Source organism: Sanguibacter massiliensis (genome assembly GCF_900240335.1).
Classification (GTDB): domain Bacteria; phylum Actinomycetota; class Actinomycetes; order Actinomycetales; family Cellulomonadaceae; genus Flavimobilis; species Flavimobilis massiliensis.
Genome location: NZ_LT964979.1, coordinates 420,738 through 434,440, shown reverse-complemented (window position 1 = coordinate 434,440; position 13,703 = coordinate 420,738). Strand labels below are relative to the sequence as shown.

Sequence of the window (13,703 nt, the reverse complement as noted above, 5' to 3'; positions counted from 1 at the left end):
CCCCGCGCCGACGCCCAAGGAGGACGTCATGATCCAGCACAACCCAGGTTCGCCCGTCGGCGTCGGGGCAGTAGCTACCCGACGCACACCAACAAGCACCGAGGTCGCCCTGCCCCGGGCGGCCGCAACGACCCACCGCCACTCCGCTTCACGGCCAGGGTCACCGGCAACAAGAACCACCTGGACATCAAAGGGCTCCTCGACGCAGCGAGCCGCATGGGCCTGGTGGGCTCGGTCGACCTCCACATTGACGGTAACGAGAACGCGCTAAGGCTCGGATCCGCGTCTTCGAGGACCCGAACGCGGGGCAGGCTCCCCTGGAAGGGACTGACCTTGGTCGTCGAGGTGGCGGCCCTGGCGCTGACGGCCTACAGCGCGTTCGGGCCCTGCTGACGCCGCAAGTGCGCGCTTCCCCAACAGGTGGGGAAGCGCGCACCGCGCTACATGCCGGGCCCCACCTGGGCGCCGGACGGGCTCAGGTAGTGATCCGTGACGACCTCGGTCACGTGCCGGCTCTCGCCGGCCTCGACGACGGACGCGCCCCCGGCCACGAGGAGGTCAGGCGCGGCTGCGAGTTCGTACTCCGCAGGGGCCTGGCCGTCCGTGTGCGCGAAGACGTGCTCGAGCACGGCGATCTCCTCAAGGCCGCCCGCGGTCTCCACCTGGACTGCGACCGCCCTTCCGCCCTCGCGCCCCATGGCGCTCTCGCGGACGTCGCGCAGCGTGCCGACGAGGACCTCCGTGCACGCGCTGTACTCCCGTCCGCGGCGGCCGGCGACGGCGACGTGCTGACCGATGTGGCCGGAGAGGTCGGCGAACGCGCCGAGGACCTTCACATCCGGGTCGACCAGGCGGCGCCGTTCGGCGTCGGTGAGTGCGCCCGCGCGGCGCCCGAGCAGCTTGATGGTGCCGCTGATGCGACGCGAGCACGTCGTTGGCGCCGCGCCCGGGTCGGACAGGGGCCGGTAGCGGAAATCGCGCACCGTGCCGTAGCCGACATGGTCAACGATGACCGGCACGTCGATCGCTGTCGTGGAGTCCAGCGCGGCCGAGGACACGACATCGCCCAGGCGCAGGTCGCTGAGGTCGATCTCCTCGAGGTCGAGCGCGGCGCGCTCGTGGTCCGTCAGCATCCGCCCGGGCGCGACCGCGTCCGGGTCCGAGGCAAACGGGGACAGCCCTGCGCGCACCCGGGTCCCGTCGGGGCGAAGCGCGAGCTGGGCGCCGTCGAGCATCGTGCCGGCGGGAAGGTCAGCGCCAGCGTCTTCGACCAGGAGCATGTCGCCGGGCAGTGCCACGGCGCCGATCGGTATCGGGGCACGCGCGGTGCCGTAGCGCACCGAGAGGCCCTGCACCATGACGAGGTACTCGCTGCCGTCGTCGTCGGCCAGCCACCACGCCGAGCCTTCCCGTCTTCCCAGCACGCCCGTGCGCAGCTCGGCCTCGGGCCGCGGGTCCGGCGTCACGGGACGCCCCTCCCGCAGGACCATCGCCCGGGTCATCGCCGTGATGCGATCCCCCACGCGCAGAAGGTGCGACGACACGTTCGTCTCGTCGCTCTTGCCGGAGGCGAGGGCGGCCCGCTCGTAGGGCGTCAGCGCGTCCTGGAGACGGGAGACCAGGTCGACGGGCCCGTCGATCTGGAACCGCTCGGCGCCCTCGCCGTCCCCGACGCGGAACGCGATCCGGTGCCAGGCGTGGGTGAGCGGTTCGACCTGCCACAGGCCGGCCTTGCGGGTGCGCACGATGTCGCCCTCGCGCAGGTCGCGGTCGCTCAGGCGTCCCTCGACCAGGCGTGCAAGCTCGGCCCCCTCGATCCGACCCTGGCCGGGGTCGACGACGTCGACGTCCTCGTCGAGGTTTTCGCCAAGGTCGAGCGCTGCGTCCAGAGCCACGAGCCGTGACCGTAGGGACGTGAGCTCGGCTGCCCGTCCGAAGACGGGCACAGGAGCCTGATCGAGCTCGTCGGCGCGCTCCAGGCGCCGCCGGTGCCGGACGGTCAGAACCTCGACCTGTCCGGGGATCGCGGCGACGAGGTTCTCGCACCGCGTGATGATGCCGCGGCGTCCTTCGGCGGTGCCGATCTGCTCGGTGAGGTCGATGCGGACCTGGTGCTCGCGGTCGGCGACCAGGTGTGCGATCAGGCTTCGCCCGGTCAGCGCCGGGGTGAACCTCAGCGCGACACCGCCCAGCTCGACGCCGTCGACGGCCTTCTGGGTGCCGGCCTCCATCGCGGCAAACCCGCGCACGAGGATCCCGGCGAGCTCTTCGGCGGCCGCGCCACGTTCGGTGTAGTGGCGATCGCCGATCCGCATGGCGAACGCTGCCCCGGCCGTCGTGCGACGACCCTCATCCACCGTGCGCAGTGCGGCCAGTCGCTCTTGCATCGTCTCGGCCGCGGCGCGCTCGACGCGACGGTCGCGTTCGAGCGAGGCCACCTCCCCGCGCCAGGCGCTCTCCAAGGTCTCCAGGCGTGCCACGTGGTGCATGACCTCGGCCCTCTCGATGATGCGCGGATCCCCTGTGGCCACGGCCGAGGCTGCGGCCGCCGAGATCGTCATGTCGTCGGAGAGGTCCTCCACCACGCGCCCGGTGGACCCGGCGCGCTTGATCTGGGCGATGAACGCGGCCTTGCGCGCGACCATCTGCCACATGACGGCGTCGTAGGTGCCCTCGGTGACGTAGTTGCAGATCTCCACCTCCGGAACCTGGTTGCCCTGGCGGATGATGCGTCCTTCGCGTTGCTCGAGGTCGGCCGGCCGGTAGGGGCAGTCCAGGTGGTGCAGGGCAGCGGCACGCTTCTGGACGTTGACGCCGGTGCCCATCTTCTCCGTGGAGCCCACCAGCACCGAGACCTGGCCCTCGCGGCACGCGGTGAACAGGGCTGCGCGCTCCTCGTCCGTGCGGGCCTCGTGGATGAACCGGACGCGCTCGGGCGGCATCCCGCGCGCGGCAAGCACGTTGCGCAGCTCGGTGTAGACCGAGAAGGTGCCGTCGTCCTTGGGTGTGCCGCGGTCGGCGAAGACGATTTGAAGCACGCCCGGGACCGGCTCGGGGTTGCCAAGAGCGTCGGTGAAGACACGTTCGGCGCCGGCGGCGTGGATGCGCATGATCTGCTCGGCGACGTCGCCCAGGCGGCCGTCGTCGGGGGCGGCCGGCAAGCCCAACATCCGCGGGTCGAGCGCGGCCATGCGCCCCTCGTGGGTGATCTTCAGCAGGTTGTCCTCGGCCGGGTCCCGGGGCAGGTTGTTGGCGCGGTGGGCCAGGTCCCTGATGAAGGCAGCCACGGGCTCGCTCGCGGGGCGCGAGACGAGCCTGCGCTCACCGCCCACGAGGGACGGCAGCGCGGCGGTGATGTCCTCGCGGCCCACGACCGAGGAGAACGAGGCTGTCAGGGCGAGCAGCTCGGGGACGTTGGCGAACCGTGCCACGCGGTCCTTCATGCGCCACGTCGTGCCGTCCGGTCCCAGCTCGAGCTTGGACTCGGTCTGGGTGAACTGCACGGCCCACGCGTCCACGGACTCCACCCCGGCCAGGGCCAGCAGGTCGGGTCGCAGGTAGTGCTGCATGACCCACATCTCCGAGAGCGTGTTGGCCACCGGTGTGCCCGTAGCGAAGGTGGCAACTGCCGGCAGGTAGTCGGCGACGTCGAAGCCTTCCCGGGCGCGCTGCTCCGTCTTGGACTCCCGCAGCGCGCGCAGCTTGAACGACAGGTCGAAGGCGCGCTGGGCGCCGGGGGTGCACGCAAGCTCTGGGTGAGCCGAGGTGCGGGCCAGGTTCTTGTAGTTGTGGGCCTCGTCGACGAACAGGTAGTCGCATCCCGTCGACTCGAAGGTGAGGCCGGGGTCCTTGAGGTCGGCGGCGCGGGCGTACTTCTCCTCGATCGCCTTGATGTCCCGCTCGATGCGCTTGACCCGTGTGGCGGCGCGTCGGCCCTCGGTTGCCGAGGCCTCTGCGAGCTCGGCGCGCATCTGCTCGACACGTTCGGCCAGCCACGCGGCCGAGCGTGCCGGGTCGACGTTGATGCGCTCGAAGACCGAGGCCGGCACGACGACGCCGTCCCAGTCGCTCAGCGCCGAACGCGCGATCCACTCCCTCCGCTCAGCAGGGTTGCAGCCCGTGGGGATCGCCATGACGCGAGCGGCCGGATACCAGCTCTTCCACTCCGCGGCGACCTGCTCGACGAGGTGGTTGGGCACCACGAGCCACGGCTTGCGGGCCAGGCCCGTGCGACGCAGCTCCATCGCCGTCATGAACATCGTGCCCGACTTGCCTGCCCCCACGACGTGGTCGAGCAGCACCGTGGGCTCGTGCAGCGCGCGGGCCACCGCGGTGCGCTGGTAGTGGTGGGGGGTGAACGCCGAGCCAAGGCCGTCCAGGGCCAGGCGTTGACCCAGCGAGGTGTAGTCCGGCACCCTGTGGGCGTTGAACCGGCCGTTGTAGGCGACCTCAATCCGCGATCGACGCTCGTCGTCGGCCAACAGCCAGGTGGCGAAGTCGCGGGTGATGAGCTCGCACTTCTCCCGGGCGAGGGTCGTGGCCTGCACGTCACGCACCGTGCGCTCCGTGCCGCCCGGGCCGTCGACGACCTTGGTGATCGTGACGGGGGCGTTGTTCATCACCGCCTCGAGCAGCTCCAGCGGAGACCGCTTGGCCACGCCGTAGCGCAGGTCGACGGCTGCGTTCAGGCGCGTGCGCTCGGGCCCTTCGATCTCCCAGGTCCCCGCGGAGGCGGTGTCGCGCACGACGGCGGTGGCCTTGAAGACTTCCAGAACGAACGCCTCGTAGTCGCTCGGAGGGATGTAGCGCACCCCAGGCCGCACGACGACCTCGGCCAGGTCCACCCACTCGGGCAGCACCTCGCTCAGCGCGCGGACGTTCTCCCCGAACGTCGGGTCGGTCTCGGCAGCGGCCTGCGCGCGGGCGAGCTTGGCGCGGACGTTGCCGGCGAGGTAGGTCGCGGCCGGCTCTAGCACCCCAGTGGCGGGGTCGGTGAAGACCAGACCGCGCAGCTCGGTCCGCGCCGCGTCCTGGCTGAGGCCGAGCAGCTCGGCGACCCGCGCGACGTCGACCACGCGGGTCTCGTCCATGGCGATCGCCAGCGCGTCGCCGACGTCGGTCGCGCTCGTGCGCACCTCGGCACGCCCGACGACGTCCTCGAAGAAGATCCGCGAGCGTCGGGCGTGGCCGGTCTCGGGGTCGAAGAGCTCCAGGGCCAGCACGAGCGCGAACTCGGGGTCCTTGCGCAGTGGGACCAGGTGCTTCTGCTTGCGCACCCACGTGGCGGTCTCAGCCGCCTCGGCGCGCCAGGAGTCCACGAGGTCGACCGGAGGGTCGAAGCCCTCGTGCTCGGCCGCCGACACGTCGAGGGCCGCGCGCCACGTGCGGGTGTTGGCCGCGACGTAGCGTTCGATCTGGGCCTCGGTGACGGTGCGGCCTGCCACGAGCTCGAAGCGGTTGATCGGCCCGTAGGTGCCCGCGTAGCGCTCGTAGCGGGCTGCGAGCTCGGCGCGCAGGTGATCGCGCTGCTCGGTCGTGGACTCGGCACGCTGGGCCGCGACGAGCTCGACGGCCGCGTCGCGCAGCGAGAGCAACGCGCGCGTCTCGGCGCGCTGGGTCGCAGGGACCTTCGCCGGCGTCCAGGAAGCGCCCGACCAGGTCTCGAAGTCGGCCCCATTCGCGCGCAGGTGACCGACGACGACCTCGTCTTCGGGGCGCGAGGGCAGGTGCAGCCCGCCGCGCACCTGGTGAGCGGGGAGAGGCTCGGCGAGCGTAGGAGCGTAGCCCAGACCGGCCGCGGCCGCGGTGTCGACGATCTCGGCCAGAACCTCCCGCAGCGGCTCGGCGAGGTCTGCCCCACGGGGGCCGTCGACCAGGAGCGTCGCCGCGCCGTAGATGCCCGAGCCCGTGCGCAGAGCTCCAAGGACGTGCCCCGGGTGCGCGAGCCAGTAGGCCGAGACGTCGTGCTCGACGTCGTCGACGACGCACGTCGCCGTCTGCGTCCAGGCCAAAGACGCCTCGGACACCGGCGCCTCGGGGTCGCGCCTGCGCAGGACGAGCAGGTCGGTGACGACGTCGGTGCCTGCCACGCGCGAGAACGCGCCTGTCGGCAGGCGCACCGCGCCGAGAAGATCTCCGTACCGGGCGATCTCCCGGCGCGCCGTGGTGCGCTTGGCGTCCATCGTGAACGAGGAGGTGATGACCGCGACGTAGCCGCCCGGAGCGGTGGCCTTGAGGGCCTTGACGATGAAGTGGTTGTGGATCGACAGGCCGCGCGGGTTGTCCAGCGGGTCATACAGCGAGAAGCCACCGAAGGGCACGTTGCCGACCGCGGCATTGACCTGTCCAGCCAGACGCGTCGTTTCGAAACCCTCGGCGCGAATCGCCGCGTCGGGGTAGAGCCGGGAGGCGACCTGCGCCGTGATCGGGTCGAGCTCGACACCGATCATCTGCGCCCCGGTGGGCGCCAGGCCGATGAACGTCCCCGACCCGCACCCAGGCTCCAGCACCGGCCCGCCGGCGAAGCCTGCACGCTCGAGCGCGCGCCACACCTCGGCGACGACGGCCGGGTCGGTGTAGTGGGCGTTGAGCGTCGTCGTCGAGGCGGCATCGCGCTCAGCCGGGCTCAGCGCGGCCGCAACCTGCTCCTGGACGCCCGTCCAGTCCTCGCGCCAGCCCTCGAACACCTCCGGCAGCGCGCCCCACGACGACCACGTCGCGAGGATCTCCTGCTCGGAGGCGGTTGCCGGCCGGCCCTCGGCCTCGCACGCGCGCAGCACGTGCAGGGCCGCGAGGTTCGCGGCCGCGCGCTCCTTCTTGCCCGAGGGCGGGTAGACACGAACCTCGGGGCGGAACCTCAGGCCAGCAGGTCGACTCCCGCCCGCGCCAGCAGCACCCGCAGAGTGTCCGTCTCGATCGGAGACAGCACCGCGATCCGCTCGCCCAGTTCGATCCGCGCCAGGCTCACCGCCGTCGAGTCCTGCTCGACGAGGCGACCCGAATCGCTCAGGTGCTCGCTCACCTGCTCCAGGGCGACCTGCACCAGCGTCCACATCACGGCCTCGCGCAGCGCCGGCGTCTCCGTGAGCGTCCGCCCGTCCGGCAGCGTCCGCACCGGCTCGGAGGTCGATGAGGACCCGCTGGCGAAACGCACCGCCCGCAGGTCGCCGTCCTTCGACCAGGCGCCGTGGAGCCGGTCGAGGATCGCCGTGAACGCCCCCGTGAACGGCGAGGTCGTCCACAGGTCGCTGAGGAACTCCAGGTCGTTGCCGTGGTACGACGTCGCCGTCAGCACCGGCGCCTGCTCGGGGTAGTCCTCCAGCTCCGTCTTCCAGCGCTCGGGATCCTGCTCCCACATCCGCGTGGCGATGTCCTCCCGTCGCAGCGTCGCGTCCTGGCTCTCCCGACTCTCGAAGAACACCTGCTCGTTCGGTTCGTGACTCATCTCGGTTCTCCTTGCTCGTCGGGTCGGGGGCGTCCCAGAGGGCGTCGAAGTCGAACGCTTCGTGCTGTACGGGCTTGCGGGGTGTCACGGTACTGCTACCTCCAGCGAGTTGGTCTCGCAGGAGGTACGCAGCGTCGCGATCGATGACGGCTCCACTGACCACGCTTCAATATCGAGCGGACCACCCCCGTAATGTTACGGCTCTGTAGCATAGGCGCACTGGTTGCGACATTGCAACGAACGCGCCTGCGCCGACACGGCTACATATCCGTAACATTCGCCGATGCGACGGTACTGTGTCATTCATGGAGCACCGGGTGGCGAGGCCTCACCAGATCGGCCCAGCCGTACGCGACGCGCGCAAGAAGCTCTCACTGACACAGGCGGAGGTGGCCGAGCGTGCGGGCGTCTCGCGCCGCTTCGTTTCGGAGCTTGAGGCTGGTACGAGACCGGGTGCTGAGTTCGCCCGCGTCCTGGCCGTGCTCGGCGCACTCAACAAGGTTCTGATCGTCGTCGAAGCGCCTGAGGTCGCCTCCGACCCCTTCGCGTCTCTTGACACGACGGCCGTCCACCAACCTCGTTAGGTGCAGCGCACCCCAGAGAGTCCACACTCACCCGACCCTGCGACCAAGTGCATGGGCGGCACCCTGACTTCCCTGCAAGAATGCCCTGGAACGAAAGAACCCCGGCCGCATCATGGCTCATGTCCAGAGAGGCGGATCCGGGGAATTCCCTCTAAGGAAACCTCACAAGGGAGCGACAGTCAAGTGCACGAGAGCCCCCGGAGACCCCTGCTTCGCGCCGTCTCGCCGACAAGGTTTGCCGCGTTCCTCGCGGCAGCAGACGGCGACGAGGACCGCGCATTGGCGCTCTACGTCTGGGACCGGGACATCGCGGCCGCGATGCTCGCCGACATCGCCATCGCCGAAGTGGCGCTACGCAACACCGTTGCCAGCAGGCTCACCGACGCGTTCGGTCGTGAGTGGTATCTCAACACCGACCTTCTTCTCGACGACCGAGGCGCCAAGCAAATCGCGAACGCATGGGGCGCCGTGACGCCGGCTACCCGGCGGACCCCGGACAAGCTGGTCGCGCAGCTCATGTTCGGGTTCTGGGTCAACCTGTTCGACAAGGGCCTGACCCGCGGGGACGGTCCATGGAAGACGAAGACGAACAACGAAGGCCTGTGGCGGGACCACCTTGCCGCCGCCTTCCGCGGAAGGAACGCTGAGGCACGCGCCGCCGGGGAGCAGGCGTCCCGCGCCTGGTTCCACAGTCTGCTCGTCGAAGTCAACGCCGTCCGCAACCGTGCCGCGCACCACGAGCCCTTCCTCAACGGGGTACCCCTTCCTGGACAGCAGCGACGCATCTCGGCCCAGCGCGCCCATGAGTGCACTCGTTCCCTGCTGAGGTGTGTCGACCGCGACCTCGACGCCTGGGTCGCACAGGACTCCAAGGTCCCTGCGCTGTTTGCACGCCGTCCCTAACGCAGCGTCCCAAGCGTCCGGAAGACGGTCGTTTCTCCGACAGTCTCCCCGCCGGCGCGACACGCCCGGCACGGGCGTACGACATACCCGTCCTGTGGCTTGCGGCGATAAATGGCGGGGTTCTGTAGGTGCTGTGTGGCGGCCTGTCAGCTGGCGCCGATGACCAGGGTGCTGGCGGCGGCTTCGATGACGTCGTTGGTGATGGTGTGGAGTTCGTTGATCTTCAGGACACGTTCGATCTGGGGGAAGAGTCGTTCCAGGAGCCGGAAGTTCCCGCGGGTGATGCGGGCGATGGCGGCGATGGCCTGGGCGTCGGTGAAGTCCTCGGGATCGAGGGTCTTGCCGAGGGCGCGCCAATGGCGTTGCAGGACGAAGAGCAGTTCGTCCTTGCCCAGGGGTCGGTACTGGTGGGCGAAGCCGACGCGGCTGTAGAACTGGGGGTAGTGGCTGAACTGCTTCTCCAGACCGGGCATGCCGATCAGGATGAGGGCGATGTTGTCGCGGTCGTAGCGGTCGCGCAGCAGTTCCAGTGCGGTGGGCCGTAGGCGTTCGGACTCATCGACGATGACCAGCTCCACGTAGTTCCTGCTGTGGCGCCACCCGCGCGTCTCTGGCGTGACCTGTCCGGCCGGCGCGAGGTGCTGCTCGATGCACATGTTGGTGCGGGTGATGACTTGGTCCAGCTCGTCCTTCAAGGCCCGTGGGGTGGTCAGCACGCTGGGGGTGTAGAGCACGGTGCGGCTCTTGGCCAGCGCGGCGTAGACCCTCGCGTCACTGTCGGAGCGCGGTCCCCAGTAGGTCAGCAGGTCTTGGGCCTTGTCCCAGCGTGCGTAGCGGCGCGCGGAGAGCGTCTTGCCCACGCCGGCTGGCCCGAAGCACAGGCCGATGGTGTGCCCGCGGCGCACGGCGTCGGCGAACTCGGTGAAGCGGCGGTGTTCTTTGGTCACGATGAAGCGCTGACTCACCTCAGGTCCTCTCTGTAGACCTTCAACTTCCGCCGCGGCGCCGGCGACGACGCCTCGGTCACTGGTTCGGTGGTGTGCGTGGCCACGACGGCGATCCGCTCGTTGATGCCCTGCCGCAGAGCCCGGCGGCGGGCGTTGCGGGCGGCCTGGACCTCCTTGAGGCTGACCTTCTGGTCGTGGTGGTCCTGGTTGATGGCCTTACAGACGAACGCCTCGTGATCGAACACGCGAATCTCCGTGATGTCCCTGGGGTCGTAGCGGATCACCACCGACCGGCCGACATAGCCGGCCAGGGTTGGGGAGATGTAGCGCAGGCCCTGGAAGTGGATGCCATCGCGGCGCACCACCCTGGTCCGGGCGACGGTGAGCAGCAGCCCGTCGAGGTCCTCCAAGCTCTCGGGCATCCGCGGCAACCAGCCCTCCGCGATCCAGGCAGCGCGCGGGGAGATGCCGAGCTCGCTGTGAGTGCGGTCGTTGTAGGTGACGACGAATCCCTCCAGCTCAGCGTCTAGCTCAGCCAGGGACAGCTTCGGCGTTGGCCAGGGGTGGCCCTCGGCGATGTATCCCGGCAGACGAGCCAGAAGTTCGGTGTTCACGGTGCGGAAGAATCTCTCCACCTTGCCGCGTCCCTGAGGACGAGCGACGGCAGAGTGGATGAGCCGGATATGCAGGTCCACGGCTGTGCCGGTGAGCTGGTTGCTGATGAAGTCGGTCCCGTGATCGACGTAGAGCACGTCGGGCAGGCCGCACATCGGCCAGGAGAGGTCGGTCTTGTGCCAGATCGCCTGGCGCAGCGCCAGCGCGGTGTTCATGGCCGAGGGCGCACCGAGGAACACGGTGTACCCGCAGATAGCGCGTGAGCAGTCATCGATGATCGTCGTCAGCCAGGGCCGGGCAGGCTTGCCGTCGGTGCCCACCACGAGGACGTCGAGCAGGGTGTGGTCGGCCTGCCACATCGCGTTGGGCCGCTCGGCCTGTCGGCGCAGCGCGAGTTCGTACTTGTCCCGGTAGGACGTCGGCCCTTCCAGGGCGAGAGTGACCATTCCCGGGTCCAGCGCGCCGACGATCGCCCGTACCACTGCATACGACGGGACCGGCCATCCCTCCTTGTTGCAGATGCCGCTCACTTTGCGGTGGATCGTGACGACGGTTGGCCGAGGCTTGGTCAATGCAAGACCTTCGATCAGCGCCACCAGCTCGGCAGGTAATCGGTGAGTGCCGGCATCAGAGCGTCGCCCTGCGTCCAGGCCGGCGTATCCCGAGGCGCGGTAACGGGCGTGCCAGCGCTCCAGGGTGCGCAGCCCGATTCCGGAGTCCCGGGCGAGAGCGGCGAGCGGGACGTGGTCCTCGACATGGAGTCTGAGGATCTGCCAGCGCCCGGCCGCGTCCATGATCTACACGGCGCTTCTCGACCGTCGTGGCACCGCTTGGGTGCTCTGGCGGTTCAGCGCGCGGTAGATGGTGGTGCGACTGACTCCGAGCACGTCACCGATCTGAGCCACCGTCATCTCGTTCTGCTCATACATCCGCCGAGCCGCCTTAATCTGAGCGGGTGACAGCGACGAGGGCCGCCCGCCGGTGCGGCCCCGCGCCCGGGCGGCCGCAAGCCCGGCGTTGGTGCGCTCACGGATGAGGTCGCGCTCGAACTCCGCCAGCGCCGCGAAGACATGGAACACCAGCCGGCCACCGGAGGAGGTGGTGTCGATCGTCTCCTGCAAGGACCGGAACCCCACGCCGCGCTCGTCGAGGGCACGTAGCTGATCGATGAGATGTCGGATCGAGCGACCCAGGCGGTCCAGCCGCCACACCACCAGCGTGTCGCCCGGTCGCAGCTGATCGAGGACTTTGTCGAACTCGGGCCGATGCTCCAGCGCCCCGGAGACGGTGTCGACGAACACCCGATAGCACCCGGCCGCCTTCAGCGCATCGACCTGGAGCGACGCATCCTGATCGCTGGTCGACACGCGCGCATACCCCAGAAGATGACTCACACTGGCGACCGTACCGAAAGTCGTCGAGCCCCGGAAGTATCGAACCGTAGATTCTGATACTGAGTTCCGCTACAAACGCCGATGGCGAGAAACCACAGAACACCGACCGCCCCGAACTTCAGATCTCGACGCCCGAACCTTGTAGCGGAATCCTTCATTTTCGGCACAAGAATAGCGGTTCAGTCGATGCTGTATAGTTCAGCATATGCTGACCATTGCTTCTCGCCTGGACGTGATGAACCGGTTGGGCCGCGCGCTGGCCGACCCGACCAGGTCCCGGATCATCCTGACGCTGCTCGACCGGCCGGCCTACCCGGCAGAGCTGGCCCGCGATCTGGACCTCACACGCTCCAACGTGTCCAATCATCTGGCGTGCCTGCGCGACTGCGGCATCGTTGCTGCCGAACCCGAGGGCCGCAAGACGCGCTACGAGATCGCCGATCCCCACCTGGCTCTGTTGCAAAGATTGGCGGCAGTCAGAGGTAGGCTGTCGCTCTGCGCCGATCAGGCGGCTGCTGCGAAATGGTGGTTGAGCATGCCCATGGCCTCCGTCAGCGCCGAGGGCCCAATGCCAAAAGCNCCCCACCTGGCTCTGTTGCAAAGATTGGCGGCAGTCAGAGGTAGGCTGTCGCTCTGCGCCGATCAGGCGGCTGCTGCGAAATGGTGGTTGAGCATGCCCATGGCCTCCGTCAGCGCCGAGGGCCCAATGCCAAAAGCTCTCTCCACAAGGCGCACCTCGCCCCTGATGCCGGGCTGCAGGCACCAGGGGCGAGCCTGTCCTTTGCGCAGGGCTCGCATGACTTCGAATCCCTTGATCGTGGCATAGGCCGTGGGGATCGATTTGAAACCGCGCACCGGCTTGATCAGTATCTTGAGCTTTCCGTGATCGGCCTCGATCACGTTATTGAGATACTTCACCTGCCGGTGGGCCGTCTCCCGGTCCAGCTTTCCTTCGCGCTTCAATTCGGTGATCGCTGCACCATAGCTCGGCGCTTTGTCGGTATTGAGCGTGGCAGGCTTTTCCCAGTGCTTCAGGCCTCGCAGGGCCTTGCCCAGGAACCGCTTCGCTGCCTTGGCGCTGCGGGTCGGCGACAGGTAGAAATCGATCGTGTCGCCCCGCTTGTCGACTGCCCGGTACAGGTAGGTCCACTTGCCCCGCACCTTGACGTAGGTTTCATCCAGGCGCCAGCTCGGATCAAAGCCACGCCGCCAGAACCAGCGCAGCCGCTTCTCCATCTCCGGGGCGTAGCACTGGACCCAGCGATAGATCGTCGTATGGTCGACCGAAATGCCGCGTTCCGCCAGCATTTCCTCAAGGTCGCGATAGCTGATCGGATAGCGACAATACCAGCGCACCGCCCACAGGATCACATCACCCTGGAAATGGCGCCACTTGAAATCCGTCATCGTTCCGTCCGTCCAATCTCCGCCAAGCATGCTCAAGCTTCACGATTTTTGCAACAGAGCCTCACATCACCCTGGAAATGGCGCCACTTGAAATCCGTCATCGTTCCGTCCGTCCAATCTCCGCCAAGCATGCTCAAGCTTCACGATTTTTGCAACAGAGCCCCTACGCGGGAGTGGTGATCGGCGGGCTAGTAGTGCTCGGCTGGTTTCTCATTCGCCTGTTCGAGGCCGCCCACCAGGAGGGCCGGTTCCCGTCCCTGTTCGAGCTGCTGACGGTCGAGAACATCTTGATCGGGGCCGGCCTGTTCGCCGTCCCGATGATTGCCGGGCTGATCGTCGTGCAGCTCGTCGCGAGGGGCCGGAGGCGTCGCCACCTGATCGCGCGATAGCGATCCGCCCGCGCCGCGGT

Annotated in this window: 9 protein-coding genes and 1 pseudogene; 4 read left to right on the top strand and 6 right to left on the bottom strand. The window is 68.6% G+C overall.

Features of this window, described 5'->3' with window-relative positions; translation table 11 throughout:
* Positions 1–440 precede the first annotated feature (440 nt).
* Positions 441–6,779, bottom strand: a complete 6,339-nt coding sequence (locus tag C1729_RS02105; protein ID WP_165375398.1) for a helicase-related protein — start codon at positions 6,777–6,779, stop codon at positions 441–443.
* Between the two features lie 77 nt (positions 6,780–6,856).
* Positions 6,857–7,444, bottom strand: a complete 588-nt coding sequence (locus tag C1729_RS02095; protein ID WP_102508271.1) for a hypothetical protein — start codon at positions 7,442–7,444, stop codon at positions 6,857–6,859.
* Positions 7,445–7,749: 305 nt separating this feature from the next.
* On the opposite strand from C1729_RS02095, the gene C1729_RS02090 reads away from it, so the two are divergent.
* The gene (locus C1729_RS02090) at positions 7,750–8,028 is read left to right on the top strand and encodes a helix-turn-helix domain-containing protein (RefSeq protein WP_102508269.1); all 279 of its coding nucleotides are present in this window, start codon (positions 7,750–7,752) and stop codon (positions 8,026–8,028) included.
* A 279-nt stretch (positions 8,029–8,307) separates the two neighbouring features.
* Positions 8,308–8,931, top strand: a complete 624-nt coding sequence (locus tag C1729_RS02085) for an Abi family protein (RefSeq protein WP_165375397.1) — start codon at positions 8,308–8,310, stop codon at positions 8,929–8,931.
* A 146-nt stretch (positions 8,932–9,077) separates the two neighbouring features.
* Here C1729_RS02085 and C1729_RS02080 read toward each other — a convergent pair whose 3' ends face one another.
* The 3 genes from C1729_RS02080 to C1729_RS02070 are packed head-to-tail and all read right to left on the bottom strand — an operon-like array spanning position 9,078 to position 11,887.
* A complete protein-coding gene (locus C1729_RS02080) occupies positions 9,078–9,896 on the bottom strand; it encodes an AAA family ATPase (protein WP_102508266.1) in 819 nt (272 codons plus the stop codon).
* The gene (locus C1729_RS02075; RefSeq protein ID WP_102508264.1) at positions 9,893–11,287 is read right to left on the bottom strand and encodes a Mu transposase C-terminal domain-containing protein; all 1,395 of its coding nucleotides are present in this window, start codon (positions 11,285–11,287) and stop codon (positions 9,893–9,895) included. The genes C1729_RS02080 and C1729_RS02075 overlap by 4 nt, the downstream gene beginning before the upstream one ends.
* 3 nt (positions 11,288–11,290) lie before the next feature.
* Positions 11,291–11,887 carry a recombinase family protein gene (locus C1729_RS02070; protein ID WP_102508262.1) on the bottom strand — a complete coding sequence of 199 codons (597 nt, stop codon included), beginning with the start codon at positions 11,885–11,887 and terminating at the stop codon, positions 11,291–11,293.
* Positions 11,888–12,092: 205 nt separating this feature from the next.
* Here C1729_RS02070 and C1729_RS02065 point away from each other — a divergent pair.
* Positions 12,093–12,341, top strand: a pseudogene (locus tag C1729_RS02065) (ArsR/SmtB family transcription factor); the annotation flags it as partial.
* A 188-nt stretch (positions 12,342–12,529) separates the two neighbouring features.
* Here the strand turns inward: C1729_RS02065 and C1729_RS02060 are convergent.
* Positions 12,530–13,294 (bottom strand): IS6-like element IS6100 family transposase, encoded by a 765-nt coding sequence (locus C1729_RS02060; RefSeq protein WP_001389365.1) that lies wholly within the window; start codon positions 13,292–13,294, stop codon positions 12,530–12,532.
* A 77-nt stretch (positions 13,295–13,371) separates the two neighbouring features.
* Here C1729_RS02060 and C1729_RS02055 point away from each other — a divergent pair, with 77 nt between their 5' ends.
* A complete protein-coding gene (locus C1729_RS02055; protein ID WP_242493675.1) occupies positions 13,372–13,683 on the top strand; it encodes a hypothetical protein in 312 nt (103 codons plus the stop codon).
* Positions 13,684–13,703 lie beyond the last annotated feature (20 nt).